The organism is Flavobacterium sp. NRK F7, assembly GCF_024054195.1.
GTDB lineage: Bacteria > Bacteroidota > Bacteroidia > Flavobacteriales > Flavobacteriaceae > Flavobacterium.
Genome location: NZ_JAMXLB010000001.1, coordinates 3,560,610 through 3,581,700 on the forward strand (window position 1 = coordinate 3,560,610; position 21,091 = coordinate 3,581,700).

At 31.6% G+C, this 21,091-nt stretch carries 17 protein-coding genes; 4 read left to right on the forward strand and 13 right to left on the reverse strand.

Translation table 11 applies throughout. The features are described 5' to 3' along the window. Positions 1 to 70: 70 nt before the first annotated feature. The 4 genes from NHF47_RS16310 to NHF47_RS16325 all read right to left on the reverse strand — a co-directional run bounded on the left by NHF47_RS16310 (position 71) and on the right by NHF47_RS16325 (position 2,672). Positions 71 to 412, reverse strand: coding sequence for a hypothetical protein (locus NHF47_RS16310; protein ID WP_252765921.1), 342 nt, complete (start codon positions 410 to 412; stop codon positions 71 to 73). 294 nt (positions 413 to 706) lie between these two features. After that, positions 707 to 1,558 carry a hypothetical protein gene (locus NHF47_RS16315; RefSeq protein ID WP_252765922.1) on the reverse strand — a complete coding sequence of 284 codons (852 nt, stop codon included), beginning with the start codon at positions 1,556 to 1,558 and terminating at the stop codon, positions 707 to 709. Positions 1,559 to 1,712: 154 nt separating this feature from the next. Further along, on the reverse strand, positions 1,713 to 2,150 hold the full coding sequence (locus tag NHF47_RS16320; protein ID WP_252765923.1) for a hypothetical protein: 438 nt from the start codon (positions 2,148 to 2,150) through the stop codon (positions 1,713 to 1,715). 78 nt (positions 2,151 to 2,228) lie between these two features. Beyond that, positions 2,229 to 2,672, reverse strand: coding sequence for a hypothetical protein (locus NHF47_RS16325; protein ID WP_252765924.1), 444 nt, complete (start codon positions 2,670 to 2,672; stop codon positions 2,229 to 2,231). Positions 2,673 to 3,004: 332 nt separating this feature from the next. Between NHF47_RS16325 and NHF47_RS16330 the strand changes: the two genes are divergently transcribed. Further along, a complete protein-coding gene (locus tag NHF47_RS16330; RefSeq protein WP_252765925.1) occupies positions 3,005 to 3,202 on the forward strand; it encodes a hypothetical protein in 198 nt (65 codons plus the stop codon). A 72-nt stretch (positions 3,203 to 3,274) separates the two neighbouring features. On the opposite strand, the gene NHF47_RS16335 is transcribed toward NHF47_RS16330, so the two are convergent. Beyond that, positions 3,275 to 4,255 carry a hypothetical protein gene (locus NHF47_RS16335; RefSeq protein WP_252765926.1) on the reverse strand — a complete coding sequence of 327 codons (981 nt, stop codon included), beginning with the start codon at positions 4,253 to 4,255 and terminating at the stop codon, positions 3,275 to 3,277. A gap of 79 nt (positions 4,256 to 4,334) precedes the next feature. Further along, complete coding sequence (locus NHF47_RS16340) at positions 4,335 to 5,147, reverse strand: hypothetical protein (RefSeq protein WP_252765927.1); 813 nt, start codon at positions 5,145 to 5,147, stop codon at positions 4,335 to 4,337. Positions 5,148 to 5,338: 191 nt separating this feature from the next. Between NHF47_RS16340 and gcvP the strand changes: the two genes are divergently transcribed. Then, on the forward strand, positions 5,339 to 8,182 hold the full coding sequence (gene gcvP, locus NHF47_RS16345; protein ID WP_252765928.1) for an aminomethyl-transferring glycine dehydrogenase: 2,844 nt from the start codon (positions 5,339 to 5,341) through the stop codon (positions 8,180 to 8,182). 158 nt (positions 8,183 to 8,340) lie between these two features. Then, a complete protein-coding gene (locus tag NHF47_RS16350) occupies positions 8,341 to 8,709 on the forward strand; it encodes a group III truncated hemoglobin (protein ID WP_252765929.1) in 369 nt (122 codons plus the stop codon). A gap of 375 nt (positions 8,710 to 9,084) precedes the next feature. Here NHF47_RS16350 and NHF47_RS16355 read toward each other — a convergent pair whose 3' ends face one another. The 6 genes from NHF47_RS16355 to NHF47_RS16380 all read right to left on the reverse strand — a co-directional run bounded on the left by NHF47_RS16355 (position 9,085) and on the right by NHF47_RS16380 (position 18,433). Then, positions 9,085 to 9,567 carry a hypothetical protein gene (locus NHF47_RS16355; protein WP_252765930.1) on the reverse strand — a complete coding sequence of 161 codons (483 nt, stop codon included), beginning with the start codon at positions 9,565 to 9,567 and terminating at the stop codon, positions 9,085 to 9,087. A 304-nt stretch (positions 9,568 to 9,871) separates the two neighbouring features. After that, positions 9,872 to 10,348: a lipocalin family protein gene (locus NHF47_RS16360; protein ID WP_252765931.1), complete on the reverse strand. Its 477-nt coding sequence runs from the start codon at positions 10,346 to 10,348 to the stop codon at positions 9,872 to 9,874. Positions 10,349 to 10,392: 44 nt separating this feature from the next. After that, positions 10,393 to 12,738, reverse strand: coding sequence for a T9SS type A sorting domain-containing protein (locus tag NHF47_RS16365; RefSeq protein ID WP_252765932.1), 2,346 nt, complete (start codon positions 12,736 to 12,738; stop codon positions 10,393 to 10,395). A 142-nt stretch (positions 12,739 to 12,880) separates the two neighbouring features. Continuing rightward, positions 12,881 to 14,614, reverse strand: a complete 1,734-nt coding sequence (locus tag NHF47_RS16370; RefSeq protein ID WP_252765933.1) for a T9SS type A sorting domain-containing protein — start codon at positions 14,612 to 14,614, stop codon at positions 12,881 to 12,883. A 193-nt stretch (positions 14,615 to 14,807) separates the two neighbouring features. Beyond that, the gene (locus tag NHF47_RS16375; protein WP_252765934.1) at positions 14,808 to 15,560 is read right to left on the reverse strand and encodes a LytTR family DNA-binding domain-containing protein; all 753 of its coding nucleotides are present in this window, start codon (positions 15,558 to 15,560) and stop codon (positions 14,808 to 14,810) included. A 23-nt stretch (positions 15,561 to 15,583) separates the two neighbouring features. Continuing rightward, positions 15,584 to 18,433, reverse strand: coding sequence for a sensor histidine kinase (locus tag NHF47_RS16380; protein WP_252765935.1), 2,850 nt, complete (start codon positions 18,431 to 18,433; stop codon positions 15,584 to 15,586). 275 nt (positions 18,434 to 18,708) lie between these two features. Between NHF47_RS16380 and NHF47_RS16385 the strand changes: the two genes are divergently transcribed. Then, positions 18,709 to 19,767 (forward strand): 3-oxoacyl-ACP synthase III family protein, encoded by a 1,059-nt coding sequence (locus NHF47_RS16385; RefSeq protein ID WP_252765936.1) that lies wholly within the window; start codon positions 18,709 to 18,711, stop codon positions 19,765 to 19,767. Between the two features lie 37 nt (positions 19,768 to 19,804). Here NHF47_RS16385 and NHF47_RS16390 read toward each other — a convergent pair whose 3' ends face one another. Beyond that, the gene (locus tag NHF47_RS16390) at positions 19,805 to 21,085 is read right to left on the reverse strand and encodes an amidohydrolase family protein (RefSeq protein ID WP_252765937.1); all 1,281 of its coding nucleotides are present in this window, start codon (positions 21,083 to 21,085) and stop codon (positions 19,805 to 19,807) included. Between the last annotated feature and the right edge of the window lie 6 nt (positions 21,086 to 21,091).

Sequence of the window (21,091 nt, forward strand, 5' to 3'; positions counted from 1 at the left end):
CTGTTTTAAAAAAATTCCCATAAAATATTTAATTTCATGGGAATTTTAAAATGTAAATCTTTTTAAAAAATTAATTTACTTCACTAGCTTCAACTACTTTAGCCACATCTGGTCCCATTTTCGCATCCGTAGTTAATTTCATAAAATAGACATAAGGTCCGTTTTTAGGAGCTTCTGCTATATAAGCACAGTTCCAACCTGTTCCCCAAACTAAACCCGTGTCCCAATCATGATTATGATCGGTATCCCAAGTCCATTTTTTATCGTTATCCGTTGGGTTAGCAGGAAAACCTCCTTTATAAACATATATTCTTCCTTGTTGAGCTCTAAAAGGAGCATTAGTACTCCATCTCAGCCATAAATTACCTTGTTTTTGGTAGGCTTCTAATTTCCATTCAAATTGTGCAGTCATGATTATTGCTTATTTGTTTCCTTACTCGTAAGGCTTTTCAGGTTACGCCTCGTTTTTTAATGTGATTTCTGAACTTCACCTATGCATTTGTAATATTACATGGTAAAATTACTTTTAAACACAGGAAACCACTAGCGTACAAATAACTGATTTACAAATAAGTACAATCCACCTATAGTTAGATAAAAATACCTGTCTTTTATTTGTAGTAAAAATAGCTGAATCTTTTATAAAATATAAAATTAAAAGTAGTTCCATTAAAAAAGCGCCATTTTCAAAATGACGCTTTTTTTATTATTCATACTCATAACTTACTATGGTTTTTAGAAGTCCAGTATGTTCCACATGCGTTTTAGGATAATCCATTTCATTATACGTATAGGTATATTGATATTCCTTTTTAGAAGGTGTCGTAGATGAAAATTTTAAAAAATTATGATACGAAATACTTTCTAACGGAAATTCTTTCTCGTGAGGAGCAATTAAAGTAACGATGGTCTTGTAATTTTTACCAAACACATTTTGGACAACTAATCGCATTGCCGATTGCTTATCGTCATAATCATAACTATCTGTAGAGCGGTCACCAAAAACACCTTTGTAAGCAATTAAATCACCTTCGATATAATCAATTCTTTTATTACTAATAACTTTTTCGTTAATATCGCGTTCCGATTCATTGACTATTCTTCCGTTTTCCAAAGTATAATCAATCCATTGTACAAATTTTAGAGGACTATTGCTTTTTTTGGTAATGGCTCTAATTTTATTACCGTCATACTTATAGGTAATGGTTTTGGTTACACTTTTACCGCCTTCTTCGTATTCATTAACATATTTAATTAAATTATGTCTATTGTCATACTCATAAGTCGCTACTTCTTTCCAACCGCTCATTTCGTTTTCTCGTACTGTTCTTTCTAAATATCCATTTGAATTATAAAAAAACGATTGAATAATATCTGAAGTTTTAATAGAAGCTAATTTACCATCCTGAAAAGTATATTTTTTTGTAATATATTCTCCCGTTTTCGTATTGGTTTCAATACTAGTAATTTGTTTTAATTTAATGGAAACATCAGATTCTTGAGCTTGTACATAGAAAATGAAAACAAACCCAAGTAGGGCTAGTAGATTTTTTTTCATAGGTGTATTTTGTTAGATTTGGGACTGCTAAAATACAAAATCGTTTTTTATAAAAAAATTTTTATGTTCAAAATGAAGAAAAAATATTTTTTAAAATTTTGATTACCAATTAAGTAACCGTTTAAAAAACATTTTTATCATACCTTATCTTTTATTAAATGACGTAATGAATATACAATAATACAGATGCAAATTGCAAGAGCTCTTTTTGAACAGGGTAAATGGAAATTCCAGTATTTTCTTCACCTCTCATTAACTCTCCAGCATCGTTCCAGTGAATAACTTCTCCCGAAGACGATAAAAAAGTTCCATCTTTATCAATTTCAATTACTTCTTTCCCTTCACCATCCACAAATAAAGAACCTCCTTCCGCTAATTGTAAAACGGTCCTCTCTTTTTTATCTTCTATAATGCCACTTTTTTTTATAAAACCAACATGCACTCCATTTTTTGTAAGAGTACCTTTTTCATCCACTTTTAATATAGACTGACCGTTTGCATCCGTTATTTTAAATTTAGTAAAGCTCAACTTATCCGACTCATTCTCTTCACAAGCAATTCCCATTATAACAAATACAATTATACAACTCATTTTTTTCATTTTTCTTTCTCTTAATGGTTATTTTCTTCTTACTTGATTCTATCTATCTAAACTTTTTAATTATATGCTTTATTTGATAGCTAGGTGCAAATAAAGTAATAAGGATGCGGTTTGATACGAATTTTCATCAGCAGGAAAAATGCTTAGACCTAAAGGCTCATCGTTTTTTAATAATTCGCCATCATTAGACCAAGTTATAAATTCACCATCACTATTTTCTACAGATCCTTTCTTATCGATAGAAACTAGCATTTTACCGTCTCCATCTAAAATCACATCATCTTCCAACACCTCAGCTAAAACAGTACCGTTTTTTGTACTTATCATGCCTTCTTTATCAATTACACCAATTAAATTTTCACCAATATATATAGTGCCATTCTCTTCCACTTTAATCTCAGTATGTCCTGAAACATCACTAATTATAAATTTTGAAAAGGTTAGTTTTTCTTTTTTAGAGGCACAAGAAGACAGTACAACTAAACCAATTATTAAAAGTATTTTTTTCATCATAAGCGACTATAAATTATTAATTACCAAAACATTATACTATACTATAATTAGTATGCATGTATGATATCTATAAAGATACTAAAATTTATAGTGGTTTGTAATACGTAATTACACGTATTTTTTACATAATTCCTACGTATAAATACGTACACTTTCTTACAAATCTGCAATTTTAAGTTAAAAATAGTATATTTTTTCTTCCAAAGTTTTATAACGTAATGTCATACAAGAAATGGTAAAATTGCAACACAATTTGAAAATAATATAAGCCATTTTTTTTTAAGAGTTCTTAATTTTGTTTCAAACATTTTTTTAACTTAAATTCAAAAGTTATGAACTTAAAAAGAATTTTTGGAGCGGTGTTAACCACACTAGGGATTGGAGCGTTAATTTATGCTGCAGTTGTATTCAGCAATACAGGAGGAAATAGCAATCAAGCTATCAGAACACTAATTATTTATTCGGTTTTAGGGTTGGTCTTTTTTAGTTCTGGAATCAGTTTAATTCGAACTACTAAAGACGAATCATAAGAATCAAATTGAAACTAAAAATTTATTGTATAATTTCGATTCTCTTTTTTTAAAAAACATAGTTATAATGTATTACTTCTCTATTATTTCAGAATGAAGAATTTTAAAAAAGAATTTTGCTATTTCAAGATTCATTTCAGAGGTAGTCCAATGACCCACATCATCATACGATTTAAAAATTGGATTAACCCCTTGCTTTTTATAAACTTCTTGACATTTTAGATATCTTGGATATACGTTATAACCTATATTTTCATTTATTATTTTTTGTTCAGATTTACTGTATGCATCATCAAATTGAACCGCATCATTTTCATCTAATTTACCCATGTATACAAATTGTTGCAATTTAGCGTAAGAATGTAAATTAAAGGGTTTAGTAAATAATTTTTCAAAATCTGAAATTCCAATTGGATAATTTAATGTAATGGCATTGATTTTATTTAATGGTAACATTAATTCGCCATTAAATCCTCCAATTGCTAAAGCTTTTATCATTTCTGGATGAATGAATGAAAAACGATTCACAAATGTCCCAGATGCAGAAAAACCACTCATGAATACTTTTTCATCTACAACTATATTTTTATTATTCAAAAGCTTTTTAGCGTCTTTTATCATAGCTATCAGTTGCAAGTCTAATCTTTTATAAGTAGCTTCCTCTTCTAAAATAACATCACGATCCAAGGCATGAGTGTACAACATTGGTTGAGCCGCTGGTCTTGGAAAAACAGGAACCAATAAAGGAATTTTCAATAACGTTGCTATGTTGTTTCCAACAGAACTCTTTGTAGCTAAGTCTATGGCAGATTTTTTATGTACTTCAATACTATCTGAAGTTTTTCCTGTATTATTTGGCTCTATTATTAAAACTATTTTTTTATTTAAAGGTGTTTCTTTAGGTATGAATAAAATATAATCATTATAAAAACCTTTACTAGGCTGTTGTTTAATATAAATCAAACTATCTTTTTCTATGAAATCGGAGTCATCATTTTGTGAAAAAACAGTATATACAAAAAACAAAAGAAATACAGTACCAAAAAATCTCATAAGAATATTTTTTTTATACCTCAAAGACGAATACCTACAAATCTTGTTACAAAAATAGTTTAGATATATAGCAAAAAAATTAAAGAAAAAGCAATACTAACAACCATATTATAGGCACACTTTCTACCCAAAAACTGGTGTAATAGGAATTTCTTTTGGAGTTGGCAAACCAAGTAAAACCCGAAATTAAAGCAGCAATTAAAAATGTGGCAAGTATATGTTTTTGGGTAGCATTCTCTTTTAAGAAATCTAAAGCTAGGAATAATAACAGCAAAAAATAGGCCAATGCCTTAGTTTTTTTAATACCGATTTGTTGCGGAATAGTTTGTAAATTTTTAGCATCTACTTGCAAATCTATTATTTCAAAAATTAACATCAATACAAAAACAAATAGAAACCGTTGTATACTTTTCAAAAGCACAAGATTATCAAAACTATAATTTCCATTTAAAACAGGTAAAAAAACAGTTACGGCAACCCAAACAATAGCTACCAAATAAATTTTTACACCACTCCAATTTCGCAAATTAGATTTTTTAGGAAAAAAAGGTAACGTGTATAATATAGTAAGACCTAAAGCTATGAAGCCAACAAACTTTGTTTTTGTTTTTAATTGCAAGAAGAAATACAAAGCTCCCAAAAAAGACACAAAACTTAATGCAATAATAGCTTTAAACATAGCATTCAACTTCACTTTTTTAACTCTAGCTAAATCATCATACTTGACAAAATTGTATCCTACTATAGTTCCAAAAAATCCAAAATAGGCAACATTTTCGTTATAAGGTATGTTTAACTTTAAAAAAGTAATGCGTATCAAAGCATACACTGCCAAAGCCACATGCAGACTGCTTTCTATATAAAAATCGAGAAGGTTTTTAAAATACTTCATAGAACAAAAATAACGAATGTGTTAATAAGATAGGTCATTTGTTCAAAAAATCACAAATTTTCAATTTAATTTAGGAAAAAATTACAACATTAATAATTACTTTTGCAGGAAATAATGATACTCCTTTTTTAATTGTATTTAAAGGTATTATTATTATTAAAACACAACTCACATACTTTATATTTGGATAAATGAAAACAGACTCATTTGCTTTAAGACACTTAGGTCCAAGAGAGACAGATTTACCTAAAATGTTAGAAACCATAGGTGTTGAAACCTTAGATCAATTAATTTATGAAACCATTCCAGATGATATTCGCTTAAAAGAGCCTTTACAATTGGAACACATTATGACGGAATATGAATACGCCAATCATATTCGTCAATTAGGTAGAACAAACAAAGTTTTTAAATCGTATATTGGGTTAGGATACCACCCCACAATTGTTCCTCCAGCTATTCAAAGAAACATTTTTGAAAACCCAGGTTGGTACACCGCTTATACTCCTTATCAAGCAGAAATTGCTCAAGGAAGATTAGAAGCTATCTTGAATTTCCAAACGATGGTGATTGAACTTACCGGAATGGAAATTGCAAATGCCTCTTTATTAGATGAAAGTACAGCTGCAGCAGAAGCAATGGCTTTGTTATTTGATGTACGCTCTCGTGACCAAAAGAAAAATAATGTGTGTAAATTCTTTGTTTCTGAAGAAATTTTACCGCAAACCTTATCTGTTTTACAAACACGTTCTACTCCAATTGGTGTAGAATTAGTGGTAGGTAATCATCAAGAATTTGATTTTTCTAATGATTTCTTTGGTGCTATTTTACAATATCCAGGAAAATATGGACAGGTGTATGATTATGCTGATTTCATTACGAAAGCCAATGAAAAAGAAATAAAAGTTGCCGTAGCTGCTGATATCTTATCTTTAGTAAAATTAACACCTCCAGGAGAAATGGGTGCAGATGTAGTAGTAGGAACGACACAACGTTTTGGTATACCAATGGGTTATGGTGGTCCACATGCTGCTTATTTTGCTACTAAAGAAGAATACAAACGTTCGATGCCAGGTAGAATAATTGGTGTTTCTCAAGATGCAAATGGAAATAGAGCTTTAAGAATGGCTTTACAAACTCGTGAGCAACATATCAAAAGAGAAAAAGCGACTTCAAATATTTGTACCGCTCAAGTATTATTGTCTGTTATGGCCGGAATGTTTGCAGTATATCATGGTCCTAAAGGATTACAATACATTGCAGACAAAGTGCATGGCATGGCTTCTACTTTAGCAGAAGCCTTAAATAAATTAGGTGTTTATCAAACGAATACTGCTTTCTTTGATACTTTAGTGGTTAAAGCAGATGCTAAAAAAGTTAAAGCGATTGCTGAAAAACATGAAATCAATTTCTATTATATAGATGAAGAAACGATTTCTATTTCATTAAACGAAACGATTTTATTTACAGATGTGAATGAAGTGATTGCCGTTTTTGCTGAAGCACTTGGTAAAGAAGCGTTTGAAGTGAGCGAATATGCTTTAGAAAATAATTACCCAATGCATTTGAACCGTAAATCAGCGTTTTTAACACATGAAGTATTTAATAAATACCACTCTGAAACGAGTTTAATGCGTTATATTAAAAAATTAGAACGTAAAGATTTAGCTTTAAATCATTCAATGATTTCCTTAGGTTCTTGTACCATGAAATTGAATGCAGCTGCTGAAATGTTACCTTTAAGTATGCCTTACTGGAATACTATTCATCCATTTGCTCCATTAGATCAAGTGGAAGGGTATACTAAAATGCTTAAAAAATTAGAACATCAATTAAGTGTAATCACTGGATTTGCAGGTACCACTTTACAACCTAATTCGGGTGCTCAAGGTGAATATGCCGGTTTAATGGCAATTCGTGCGTACCATCTTTCACGAGGAGACAAAGAAAGAAATGTATGCTTAATTCCAGCTTCTGCTCACGGAACGAATCCTGCTTCTGCTGCTATGGCAGGGATGCAAATTATCGTAACCAAAACGATGGAAAACGGTAATATAGATATAGAAGATGTAAGAGAAAAAGCAATTCAATATAAAGATCAGTTATCGTGTTTAATGGTAACCTATCCTTCTACACATGGTGTATTTGAAAGTGCTATTAAAGAAATTACTCAAATTATCCATGACAATGGTGGTTTAGTATATATGGATGGGGCTAACATGAATGCCCAAGTTGGATTAACCAATCCTGCTACTATTGGTGCCGATGTTTGTCACTTAAACCTTCATAAAACTTTTGCTATTCCTCATGGCGGAGGAGGTCCTGGAGTAGGTCCAATTTGTGTAAACGAAAAACTATTACCATTCTTACCAAGCAATCCGTTTGTAGCGGTAGGTGGAGAACAGGCAATTACTGCTATTTCTGGAGCGCCTTATGGTTCTGCTTTAGTGTGTTTAATTTCCTATGGTTACATTTGTATGTTAGGAGCTGAAGGGGTAACCAATGCTACTAAATATGCTATTTTAAATGCAAACTACATGAAAGCGCGTTTAGAAGCACACTATCCTATTTTATATTCAGGTGAAAAAGGAAGAGCCGCTCACGAAATGATTTTAGATTGTAGAGCATTTAAAGCAAAAGGCATAGAAGTTACAGATATTGCGAAACGTTTAATGGATTATGGTTTCCATGCTCCAACGGTTTCTTTCCCAGTAGCAGGCACTTTAATGGTAGAACCAACAGAATCAGAAGATGTAGCGGAATTAGACCGTTTTTGTGATGCCATGATTGCCATTCGTCAAGAAATTGAAGAAGCAACAGCTGAAGAACCTAATAATGTTCTAAAAAATGCACCGCATACCTTAGCGATGTTAACAGCTGATACTTGGAGTTTACCTTATACCAGAGAAAAAGCAGCTTATCCATTGGAATACATTGCTGAAAATAAATTTTGGCCAAGTGTACGTCGTGTAGACGAAACGTATGGCGATCGAAATTTAATCTGTAGCTGTGCTCCTATTGAAGCGTATATGTAATATAGTAATTAAGGATTGCTGTCTTCTAAAGAGGCAGTAATCCAACCTTATAATTGTCATTTCGAACGAAGTTGAGTTCTCTTTATCCAATAAGAAACTCTTTTTCTTCGAAATGACTTTTTTTTAGCCCTACCCTTTTTTATTTTTACACTATGAATATGAAAGACATAGCCACTAGAGAAGATCTTCTCTTCCTTATGCAACAATTTTATGACAAGCTTTTATCGGATGATGAAATAAATTTTTTCTTTACCAAAATAACAGACACTGACCAACATTTACCCCATCATTTTGAAGTCTTAGCCACTTTTTGGGAACAATCCCTCTTTATGAAAGGTGGTTATACAAACAACATGTTCCAAATACATAAAGAAGTGCATCAGAAAAAGGCCTTTACAAAAGCCCATTTCGACATTTGGTTGCATCATTTTTATGCAACTATCGATGCTCATTTTAAAGGAAAAATAGCCGAACAAATGAAGACCAATGCTTTAAGTATGGCAACGGTAATGCAAATTAAATTGTAATAAAAAAGCAGCTCCTGTAGCCTCATAAATACCGCAACGCTTCTTTGGAATAGCTTTTCGCTTTTACCTACTAGCAAAAAGGATATCATTATAAGCTTTAGGGTTATAAGTAACAGCTTTTAGCTTCTTCACACTACCTTTTTGATTATAATTTAGAGCAAAAAGCTTCTTTTTAATACCTTTTGGGTTCTAAAGAATATTATAAAAGTTATTTTTTAAAGCTTTTAGGTTTTAACGAATAGCTTTTAGCTTCTTTCAATGAAGCAAAAGTTTAGCAATACTACCTTTTAGACTTTATACAACAGCTTTTTACGACAAGCATAAAAAAAGACCCCAATTATTGGAGTCTTCTTTATTTTGGAATAATTGCCATGTTTATTCCACCTTATTCGTATTCACTTTTTTACCTCGTTTAATAAATCGTTGACTTAGGTCTTCATAAATAGGTTTTGCAGTAACAATCCCTTTGCTATTGGCTTCTTTAACCTGACCATAGTACAACATGGCTGCTTGTAAAGCTTCACTTCCTGCTAACATCATGGTATCATTCACATCAGCAGCTAATTGATTGGCTAAATTAACAATAGGATTTAAAACTGTTACAACTGCTTCATCTTTTAGAAATTCATCTTTATCCATATAAGAAGGAACAAATTCTGGATTGGTATCTATATAAGATTTTGTTTTTTGAACAGTAGCAACTGTTTTGTCTCCCATTTTAAATAAAGAAATACGCTCTTCCATAGTTAAACCTTGTAAATAAGGAGACAACGCGGTTTTACACTCTTGTAGTTTTTGAGTTACTGTATCAATTACCGCCTGTGGAATTTCGATACTAATTTGATTTTTTGAATTCATGTTTTTAAAATTTATAGTTTATAACTCCAAAACTTCACAATTTATGTACCAAAAAACACCTTTAACTAACGATATCGTCTTGTTTTAACATTTTTAATGAACTATATTTAATCAAACAACTGGTTTATTGTTGTTTACTATTTTTAAAAAAAATAAAATTTAACTAAGAACATAGTTTTATTGTAATGGTTTCATTATTTAGAAATTACTAATCGCAATTTGTGGATAAAAAAACAACCCCAATTGGAGTTGCTTTTCAAAACATATCTATAAAATAAACACAATACAATTCTTCCGTTTCGATTTATATATTTGAAAGATTTAGTTTGGTATACGTTTCAGTTATGATATTTGTAATTGTAGTTTCTGTTCCATTAGTTGTAACTGAAATCTTTTTTACCACAAGAGTTGTCTCATTTATACTTATGATTTCATAGGCCATTTTATAGGTCTCATCTGAATTTTTGAATTCTATTTTTGAATTTGCAATAGTATATTGATAGGTCTCTGTGTTTTCTCCACAAATAAAACCATTTCCATTATAAATCATATTTCCTAGAGTAATAGAGCCATTTCCATTCGCATCTAACACTATATTATTTCGCCCATTTTCGCATAATGAGATTGCTATTGCATTATCGTCTGCATCTTTTTTGGAACTTAATATCCATGTAGCATGGTATTTTGAAAAATCTTCAGCAGTAGTTGCTGTATCATCATCTTTAGAACATGACACTAAAATTAATCCCAAAAGAAACCATACAAAAATTATTTTTTTCATTTTTATTTATTTTTAAATTAAACTTGTTTTTAATGAATCACTTATTATTGTTTTATTATTTTCTTTACAATAGCGTCACCGTCAATTGTTATTACCTGTAACACATACAAACCAGCTGATAAACCAGACATATCCATATTGTTATCAATTACATTCATTGGTATTTTTTGTCCCGAAAGAGTGTACAATTCAATTTTTGCTAATTCTTTCTTAGACAAAATTGTTACTCTATTTTGTACCGGATTGGGATACACCGAAATTGGAGTAGTAATTTCGAAATCATCACTACTTAATGCCGCACAATTATCACTATAACTTGCTGTTACATCTTTAACCCAAGTTCCATTGGATGGTGGTGTAAAAGCATCATCAATTTGAATACAAGTTAGACTAGGGTTATTATTTGCATAAAATCCTACAAGATTACTATTGTTTGTATTCTTTATATTTAATGTTGAAAGGTTGTTATCGTTACAATATAGCTCAGTCAATTGCGTATTATTACTTACATCCAAAGAAGTAAGTTGGTTATAATGACAACCAATATAGGTTAGGTTTGCATTATTTGATACGTTTAAACTGGTAAGTTGATTATATCGAATATTAAGTGTTGTTAATGCGGTATTATTAGATAAGTCAATAGTTGTTAAAGAATTTTGAAAACATTCCAAATTAGTCAATGCGGTAAGCGTACTCACATTTAAAGTTCCAATAGAATTATTGTGGCATAGCAAGCTTGTTAATGAGGTAAATGCTTCAATACCTGTCATGTCAGAAATTGAACTAGAAGAACAATCAATTGTGCCAGTAAATGCACTTGCTTCACCACATTGAATTTCAGTATCTCCATTGGTATTAATGGCTGTATTGTTAACTAAATAATTTTTAAAATTGGCATCTGGAATAGTTACAATACAAGCATTGGGTTGTTCTAATTTAATAACATAAACGTCATTCCCTGTTGTACTGTTATTAGGCACTGTACTATTTGAAAAAGGATTTATCGCAAAGTTTCCACTAGCCGTATAACCAGACATATATACATTATAATTATCGTCTACAGATATTCCCCAAGCATCATCGTTATCCATCGATTTTACACTACCACCCCATAAATAAGTTCCCGCATCATCATAACTCGCAATATAAGAGTCCTTCGCTCCAAAACTAGAAATAGAAGCACTTGAGGTAGGGTTTAGATATACTAAACTCGTAAACGTTCCTGTAGTGTATACACGCTCTGGATTCCCTTTTACGGCAATACTTGAACCCCTATTATCGGAACCCGTTGTGCCTCTAATTTGTTTCACCCAAACAAATGTGGAAGTAGAAGTATATTTAGCCACAAAAGAATCGATACTTCCAGTTCGGTTCAATATATCTCCACCACCGGAACCAGTTGTATTAAAATCAGCTTGAGGTCCTGCAAAATAACCTGTTACATAAATGTTATTATTGGCAGAAGCTACATCTAAAACAGTATCATTTGATGAAGAACCCAATGATCTTGCCCAAGAAAAATTACCATTCCCTGCTTCTAATACCTGAATAAATCCAGTTGATGTTGAATTACTGTTACTATACAATAAATTGCTTGCAGCACCTGGATTAAAATCTACTGAGGTACCTATAAAACTACCCACTGTTACTACTTTATCATCATCTGTAAGAGCAATACCATAAGGAATTTCATCATAACCAGCTCCTGTAGTATTTGACCACATTCTTTCTCCATTCGCATTGTATTTGGCTACAAAAAAATCATAATTTGCTGAAGCACCTGCTCTTGTTAAGGTAGTAAATGTGCTATTCAATCCTCCAAGAGTTGCAGAAGCGGTGTTAAAGAAGCCAGCTGTATAAAGATTACCTGAAGCATCAGTGGTAATACCTAAAAAACCTTCAGTTCCACCACCAGAAAGATCTAGCACCCATTGTAGCGTTCCTGCTGTATCCATTTTCAATAAAAAACCATCATAACCACCATTACTACTAAAGCCACCAAAACCAGTAAACGTTACGGCATTTTGAAAACGTCCACCTACATAAATATTTCCCGAATTATCAACTGCAATTCTTTGCCCAAAATCAATTCCTGTTCCACCATAGGTTTTTACCCAACTTAATGCACCTGAAGCATCTAATTTTAAAATAAAAATATCTCTACCTCCTGTAGCATTAGCCGTTTGATTTGAAGTTCCAGCTCCTGGATCAAAATCAACTGTACCAGAATATTCTCCTGTTAAATAGACATTCCCATTGGCATCGGTAGCATTATCATAGACATATAAATTTTGGTTGTTTCCAAACATTCTTCCCCAAGCATAATTAGGCGTTTGTGCATTTGCAAAATAAAAAGCAACTAAAGAAAGGAACAGTAGTATTTTTTTCATAATAAAGTGTTTTTAGAATTTTAAGTCAAAAGTAGCTTTGGTAAACAATAAAATAAAGCACCAACTTCTGAATGATTTATATGGGCTTCTAAATAGAAAAGCGACTCAAGAGTCGCTTTCAAATTAAACTTAAAAAAACAAATTATTCTTTCATTACCTTACTAGCCATTATCTTACCTGTTACGGTTGTAGCTTTTACGAAATAGTATCCTTTAGGTAATTCAGACATATCGATTGTATTATTCACTTGAGGAGCCACTATTATTTGTCCTGTAAGGGTATAAATGGTAACTTCATCTAGAGCTTCAACTGATTCAATAGTCAAATTATTTTTTACAGGATTAGGATACAAAACAAAAGAAGCTGTAGTATCAAAAGAAGCAGTAGACAAGGTAGGTTGGGCTAATTTTGTGATAAAAACATCACTACTTCCGTTAACATTACCCATTACCAATTGATCTCCAGCATACGGAAGCGGATTTAAATCGAACTGAGTAGCTGTAAAGTGTCCTGCAATTAAAATATTATAGTTATCATCCACATGTACACCCCAAGCATCGTCATTATTATTACTATTGGTAAAGGAAGCACCCCAACTATAATCACCATTAGCATCTAATCTTGCTAGAAAAATATCGCTGGTTCCTGCAGTACTACCATAGTTTGGCACATTGACTGAATTGGCTGAAGGATCTAAATCCAATCCACCAAAACTATTATACGTTCCAATAACATAAATATTCCCTAAATTATCTACATCGATACCACTTCCTTGTTCATTTGTTCCAGAACCCACACCTTGGAAAGATTTCACCCATTGATAATTCCCAGCAATATCATATTTTGCTACAAAGGCATCAAAACCAGAACCTCCATTAGAATTCGCGATAACTCCAGGGCTAAAATTTGCAGAAGTTCCTGCAAATCTTCCTGTAACATAGATATTGTTTGCACTATCGAAAGCAGCATCATAAGAAGCACAAGCAGCTGTGGAATTTCCAAACGCTTTAGCAAAAATAAATCCCGCAGAAGAATCAACCACATATAAAAGACCTGAATCTGCATTGCCTACAGAACTTAAATTATAAATTGAAGCTCCAGCCGTATCAAAATCAATTATTCCTCTAAAATAACCTGTTACAGCCACCTTTGTTTCATCATCAGAAAGCGTTACACTATAACCAATATCATTAGAATTATCACCAAATTTATAGGCCCACAAAGTAGCACCAGTACTAGACAACTTCATCAATAAAAAATCATAAAATCCTTGCGCTGCATTTCCATAATTAGATACGGTTCCTGGACCTAATTCAGCAACACCTCCTTTATAACTAGCCGTTGCATACACATTACCATTACTATCCACATCCAGACCCACAAAAAAATCTGTACTAGCACTAGCTACTCGTTTATACCAAACTGGTGTTCCTGTCGTATCCATTTTTAATAAAAACCCGTCATAATCTCCAGAATTTGTCGCTGTACCAACAGGAGCAAATGAAATGGATGCACTTTGATATCTTCCTCCAACATATACATTCTGAAAATCATCTACAACCACTCTAGAGATTAGATCCATTCCTGTTCCTCCAAATGTTTTAACCCAAATAAAATTTCCTTGTGCATTTAATTTCAAAACAAAAGCATCATTTTGCCCAGCTGCAGTTCTATTTTCAACGCCTGTTGCGTCTGGATCAAAATCGATAGTCCCAACAAATTCACCAACAAGGTAAACGTTTCCACTAGAATCAAAAGCATTATCCCAAACTTTAATATCGTTTAACCCTCCCAAATGTTTTCCCCACTCAAAAGAAGGCGTTTGAGCAAATACTTGAACGGTAATGAATAATGCAAATAGTAAACTTTTTTTCATAATCGAGTAAATTTAATTTTACATCAAAAATAATCTCTTATGAATGCTGTCAAAAGCGTCAACTTCTGAATGGAGTATATCAACTTCTAAAACATCAGAACATAATGGAAAACAAAAATATAGCGATGCAAGTATATAAAACAAACAAGGTTATTTCAAGTCGGTTATTCTCAAAAAAGTGTTTCATGTAAGGTTAATTTAGTTCGCTAATAATTTTTAAAAGTTCGTCTTTTTTATCTTTAGACACTGGCACTAAAAATTTATTTTCTAGTTCAATGTAAGTTCCTTCTTTCTTAACTAATTTTTGCAAATATTGTAAATTGACTAAATAAGAACGATGGGGTTTATAGAACATGTCTTTGCTCTCCAACAAATCTGTAAAATACTTTAAAGGTTTACTAATGAGCATTTTCTTTTCATTTTTAAGATAAAACTGGGTATACATACTATCTGCTTCTAAAAGGAAAATATCTTCTAGTTTCACAAACAATACTCCATCTTCCACCGGCAACGCCAATTTGTTAAATTTCTCAGAAGAAAGTGCTTTCTTTAGCTCTGTTAAACGTTGTTGCACTTGATTTTGTTCTAGTGCTTTCTTGGCTTTTTCAACCGCTTCTTTCACTTTATTAGGACGAAGTGGTTTTAATAAATAATCGATTGCCGAAAATTCAAACGCTTGAATGGCATAATTACTATATGCTGTTGTAAAAATAACTTCAAAAGTAATATCATTAATATCTAAAAACTCAAACAACTGAAGTCCTGAATGTTGGGGCATTTCAATATCCAAAAAAACAATACTTATTTCTTCTTTCTTAATGATTTCAATACCTTTTAATAGATTTTCTGCCTGAAAGATTTCTTCAATTTCACTGCAATATTCACTTATAATAGTATGCAAAAGCGATCTTGCTTTGCTTTCATCATCAATAATTACAACTTTCATTATGCTTTTATTTTAATCTATTTTTAATTTAAAATTGGAATGGTCACAACAACTCTTGTTCCCAAAGACTGACTCTTTTCGTCTAATACATCTTCAATCTCAAGTCCTATTTTTTGACCAATATTTTGATTTAACAATTGCAATCTGTTATGACTGGCTTCAGTTGCAAATGATTTATGTTTTCTATTTTTATTAATTTCTTGACTGGCTTTTCTTCCAATTCCATTATCGGTAATAATGCATTTTAAAACGGCTTCTTTTTCTAATAAAAACTGAACATCTATCTGCTTAGCACCTTCTTTATGTAACAAGCCATGTTTAATAGCATTTTCCACAAAAGGTTGAATTAAAAAAGAAGGGATTTGTATGCTATCGATATCCAAACTCTCCTTATAAGTAACCTTATAATCAAACTCATTTTCAAAACGCACTTTTTCTAATTTCAAATACAGCTCTAAGGTTTCTATTTCATCTCTAAGCGTAATATAATCTTCTTGACTGTACTGCAAATAGCTTCGCATTAAATCGGCAAAATCTCCTAAATAATTGGATGCCAACTCTTTTTTGTTTTGCAGAATAAACTCTTGAATACTATTTAAGGCATTAAACATAAAATGTGGATTCATCTGTGATTTTAATGCTGTAAGTTTGGATTTATTTAATTCTTGTATGTATTTTTCTTTCTCAATTTCCTCATTTTTTTTTCGCATCAAATAGCGAATTCGCGACCTATAGTACATGACAACACTACAAGTGATTACTAGAATTGCACCCACAATAAATTGCCATTTTTTCCAAAAGACCGTTTCCACTTCAAAACAAAAGGTTTCCATTTGGTTGGAAATTTGCGAATCATCTTTAAGTTTTACTCTAAACTCATATTTCCCAGCAGGTAGTTTGGTAAATTTAATGGTATTGTTATAATAATCGGTTGTGTACCAATTTTCATCATATCCTTTCAATTGATATACATATTTTAAATTTCTTTTATCCTTATGTGTTACTGAAAATAAGCTAAATTCTATGGTATTTTCAGAAGAAGACAAAAATTCATTGGTTCCAATTTTTTTAAATCCGTTTACAATTACATTATCAATCTTAAGAGATGGTAAATTTCGGGAAACACTAATAGCATCAAAATTAAATTTCTGAATTCCTTTAGAAGTAATTACATAGATTTGGTTATCCAAAATTTCAAAATCAAAAATAGCATTCGACAATAACCCTTCTGATTTAGTGAAATTTTTAAAAGTCTTTTTTTTCAGATCATATCTCTGTAATCCTTCATTAGTAGATACATAAACCCAATCTTTATCATAGATTAGTTTTAATACATTATTAGACAAAAGCTGATCTTTAGTTGTAATTTTCCTTATTAATTGTTCATTTTCAAATATTAAAATCCCACTAGAAGAGGCCACCCAAACTTGATTCTCGACACCTATTATGTGAGATGCAAAAATCGTTTGTCCATCTACTTTAAGTTTAGAAAACGCTTTATTTTTAAAAATTTCCAATCCTGTAGAAGAACCTATCCAAAGGATTCTATTTTTTTCATCATTGAATACTGCATAACTTCGTACACTGTAATTTAAATTTTTCCCATCTAATTTTTCATCTAAGTAATACAACCCGGAACGAGTCACAAAATAAATGGAATCGGAAAGCTGATTTTGAAAAAAATCATATTTATTATAATTATTACTCGCTAAAAAATTAAGATGCGTTCCATCGTAAATTTGACCATTTACAAAAAACAAATTTGACTTGGGTACATATTTTAAAAACTCAATCTTTTTCTGATTTTTGAGTTCAATTTTAATGTCATCTTTATTTAGCTGATATATCGTTCCTTTAGTACCTCCAAAATAAATGTTGTTTCCTTTTTTTGTGATTTTCTTTAAATCATCTTTTTCTAACAAATCATTGTTTGTATAATCGATTACATTTAAATTTGGAATTAATACAACTCCTTTTCCAAATGTACACAACCAAAAATTCCCTTCCGTATCTTCCAAATAGGAGGATATAAAATAATCTTTAAATAAAAGTTTGTTGTTATATAATGGATTTCCGTTTAAATTAAAACAATATGCCCCGTTTTTAGAACTCGTTAGCCAAACCAAATCCTTCTTTTTAGAAAGTATAGCCGAGTAATGTATTGACTTATCATTGATAACATTAAAATTGACAAGAGTAAAGTTTTTTTGTTGCTGAACCAATGCTCTCGGTTCTAAATTTACAAATAGCGCGATATCATTCGTATAGGTAATTTCAGGTTTTAATAGGTTATTAGATATTTGAGGCAATTCTGTTTTAATTACTTTTAGTTGATTATTAGAATACTGAAAAAGCTTTTCATTTTCTGAAAAAAACAATTGTCCTTTGTCATCCTTTGCAATTTGACAAGCGCTTTCTTTTTGATACTTATAAATCAGTTCCACTTGTTTGTCTTTTTTAACCTTTAACAAAGCATTCACAGACACTAAAAGCGCATTATCAGTATCAAAATTTATGTAAATAACACTGGAAATATATTCCTTTGGAATTTGCCAATACAATTCTAACTTTCCTTTAACTATTCTAAAAATTTGCCCACTGAGATTATAACAATAAATCATTCCATTATTGTCTTTGGTTAAACCAAAAAGCGACAAATCTTTAACAATTGCACTTGAAACAACATTAAAATGCAAGCCATCATAGTGATACAAACCATTATTAGTAGATAACCAAACAGTATTATCCTCATCTTGAATGATACTATATATATTCACACCAGCTAACTCTTCTTCACCAATTATAATATGGGAAGGTTGTTGTGCAAAGCAGACATATGTTAGTAATAGAAAAAAAAGTAGTTTATTTTTCATTCATCGATTTATTACTTCAAAAATACAGTTTTGACGAATTACTTTTAACTATAAACTTTTAAAAATGCGTTTTGAGTTTCTGAAATCCAAAGTTTTGTTCCATTACGAATTATATATTTTCCGACAATAGACCTATTAAACCATATGACAATAACAATATCATAATTTTTAAAGCCTATTTTGATAATTTCATAATTTATTACAATAACTATAACGTTTTAGATACTTTTTAAGAAATAATCTATAATTTCGTACTGTTAACCCAATAGATCACCATGAATATAAAAATAACTGGATCTGGAAGTTATATTCCTACAGAAATAGTATCCAATATTGATTTTGCAAAGCACGTTTTCCTAAATGACGACGGAACTCCTTTTCCACACCCCAATGATGTGGTTGCTCAAAAGTTTTTAGAAATTACTGGAATTCAGGAAAGACGTTATGTAACTACAGATTTAAACACATCCGATATTGCAACGATTGCGGCAAGAAAAGCAATAGAAGATGCTCAAATAGATCCTGAAACTTTAGATTACATCATCTTTGCACACAATTTTGGCAATGTAAAAAATGGAGCCATACAAGCTGACACCTTACCTAGTTTAGCGACAAGAGTAAAATTTGATTTGCGAATTAAAAACCCGAAATGTGTTGCTTATGATATGCTTTTTGGATGTCCTGGATGGATTGAGGGTGTTATTCAGGCGAATGCTTTTATTCAATCGGGAATGGCAAAACGATGTTTAGTCATTGGAGCAGAAACGCTATCACGAGTCGTAGATTTACATGATAGAGATTCAATGATTTATTCCGATGGCGCTGGAGCAACTATTATTGAAGCCACAGAGGATGAAGGAGGTGTTTTAGCACATGAAACTGCTAGTTTTACCTATGACGAAGCGTATTATTTATTTTTTGGAAATTCATTTAATAAGACACATAATCCTGATGTACGTTACATTAAAATGCACGGTCGTAAAATTTATGAATTTGCCTTAAGTAATGTCCCAAAAGCAATGGCTGCTTGTTTAGAGGCAAGTGGAATTGCTATTGATGAAGTAAAAAAAGTATTGATTCATCAAGCCAATGAAAAAATGGATGAAGCCATTATTCACCGTTTTTACAAATTATATAAAAAAACACCTCCTGAAGGAGTAATGCCTATGAGTATTCATAAATTAGGTAATTCAAGTGTAGCTACAGTACCTACTTTATATGATTTACTTATTAAAGGACAGTTAGAAGGACATGAACTAAAAAAAGGAGATGTTATTATTTTTGCATCAGTAGGTGCAGGAATGAATATTAATGCCATTGTATATCGAATGTAAAAATAAAAAAGGGGTTGCTAGTTACAACCCCTTTTGATTATTCATTTTTATACACTTTTCCACCTTTCATAACAAAAGTAACCTTTCCCATTACTTCGATATTTTTAGAGGGATCACCATCAACTGCAATAATATCAGCAAATTTTCCTTTTTCTATAGCTCCTAAATTTTCTGATTGTCCTAACAAATCGGATGCATTTAAAGTTGCGGTTTTTAAAATTTCCATAAAAGGCATCCCAACTTCATGCATGTAAATAAATTCTCTCCAATTGTCTCCATGAGCAAACACTCCTGCATCGGTTCCAAACGCTATTTTTACACCATATTTGTAGGCACGTTCAAAAGTATTTTGAATTTTTGGACCAATGGCTAACGCTTTTGGAACTACTATTTCTGGATAATAATTCGGAATTTTAGCAAATTGTCCTACCGCTTTTCCAGCAGTTACGGTAGGCACTAAATATGTTCCATGCTCTTTCATCAATTGCATGACTTCTTCACTCATATAAGTACCGTGCTCAATAGAATGAACACCTCCAATAACTGCTCTTTTCATAGCTTCTTCTCCATGACAATGTGCAGCTACTTTAAATCCATAATCATTAGCCGTGCTAACGATAGATTGAATCTCTTCAATCGTAAATTGAGAATTTTCTCCACTTTTTGCTACACTTAAAACACCTCCTGAAGCCGTTATTTTAATTAAATCACTTCCATCTTTATAGCGTTGTCTTACTGCCTTTACACATTCGTCAACCCCATTAGCTACTCCTGATTCTGGCCCTGGATTTCCCATTAAATTACTTCGATAACCATTCGTAGGATCGGCATGTCCACCTGTTGAAGCTATTGATTTTCCTGCTGTAAACACTCTTGGCCCTTTTACTAAATCTGCATTGATCGCTCTTCTAAGTGCAATATTAACATTGGTTCCACCTAAATCTCTTACACTAGTAAAACCGGTTAATAAAGTTTTCTCTGCATATCCTACGGAACGATACGCAATATCCGCTTCGTTCAATGTAAATTCTTCTAAATATTGCTTAGGATTCGTTTCATGCTCCAAATGCACGTGCATGTCCATTAAACCTGGCATAACTGTTTTCGTAGACAAATCTAAAAAAGTGTCGTTCTTACCAACTGTTACATTTTTATCGGTTACACTTTCAATTCGATCACCCACTATAACAATATTTATATTATTTAAAATTGCACCTTTTTTCACATCCACAAATTTTCCACAGCGTATAATTGTTTTATTTTGTGCCAATGCAATAGAGACAGTCAAAAGCAAGATAACAGAAATTATATTTTTCATTTTTGA

Bases quoted from the DNA above. Each gene is read 5' to 3' on its own strand.
- NHF47_RS16375 (WP_252765934.1), bottom strand. From the start codon at position 15,560: ATGAAAGTTGTAATTATTGATGATGAAAGCAAAGCAAGATCGCTTTTG.
- gcvP (WP_252765928.1), top strand. From the start codon at position 5,339: ATGAAAACAGACTCATTTGCTTTAAGACACTTAGGTCCAAGAGAGACA.
- NHF47_RS16390 (WP_252765937.1), bottom strand. From the start codon at position 21,085: ATGAAAAATATAATTTCTGTTATCTTGCTTTTGACTGTCTCTATTGCA.
- NHF47_RS16335 (WP_252765926.1), bottom strand. From the start codon at position 4,255: ATGAGATTTTTTGGTACTGTATTTCTTTTGTTTTTTGTATATACTGTT.
- NHF47_RS16340 (WP_252765927.1), bottom strand. From the start codon at position 5,147: ATGAAGTATTTTAAAAACCTTCTCGATTTTTATATAGAAAGCAGTCTG.
- NHF47_RS16380 (WP_252765935.1), bottom strand. From the start codon at position 18,433: ATGAAAAATAAACTACTTTTTTTTCTATTACTAACATATGTCTGCTTT.
- NHF47_RS16385 (WP_252765936.1), top strand. From the start codon at position 18,709: ATGAATATAAAAATAACTGGATCTGGAAGTTATATTCCTACAGAAATA.
- NHF47_RS16350 (WP_252765929.1), top strand. From the start codon at position 8,341: ATGAAAGACATAGCCACTAGAGAAGATCTTCTCTTCCTTATGCAACAA.
- NHF47_RS16325 (WP_252765924.1), bottom strand. From the start codon at position 2,672: ATGATGAAAAAAATACTTTTAATAATTGGTTTAGTTGTACTGTCTTCT.
- NHF47_RS16355 (WP_252765930.1), bottom strand. From the start codon at position 9,567: ATGAATTCAAAAAATCAAATTAGTATCGAAATTCCACAGGCGGTAATT.
- NHF47_RS16370 (WP_252765933.1), bottom strand. From the start codon at position 14,614: ATGAAAAAAAGTTTACTATTTGCATTATTCATTACCGTTCAAGTATTT.
- NHF47_RS16330 (WP_252765925.1), top strand. From the start codon at position 3,005: ATGAACTTAAAAAGAATTTTTGGAGCGGTGTTAACCACACTAGGGATT.
- NHF47_RS16365 (WP_252765932.1), bottom strand. From the start codon at position 12,738: ATGAAAAAAATACTACTGTTCCTTTCTTTAGTTGCTTTTTATTTTGCA.
- NHF47_RS16360 (WP_252765931.1), bottom strand. From the start codon at position 10,348: ATGAAAAAAATAATTTTTGTATGGTTTCTTTTGGGATTAATTTTAGTG.
- NHF47_RS16315 (WP_252765922.1), bottom strand. From the start codon at position 1,558: ATGAAAAAAAATCTACTAGCCCTACTTGGGTTTGTTTTCATTTTCTAT.
- NHF47_RS16310 (WP_252765921.1), bottom strand. From the start codon at position 412: ATGACTGCACAATTTGAATGGAAATTAGAAGCCTACCAAAAACAAGGT.
- NHF47_RS16320 (WP_252765923.1), bottom strand. From the start codon at position 2,150: ATGAGTTGTATAATTGTATTTGTTATAATGGGAATTGCTTGTGAAGAG.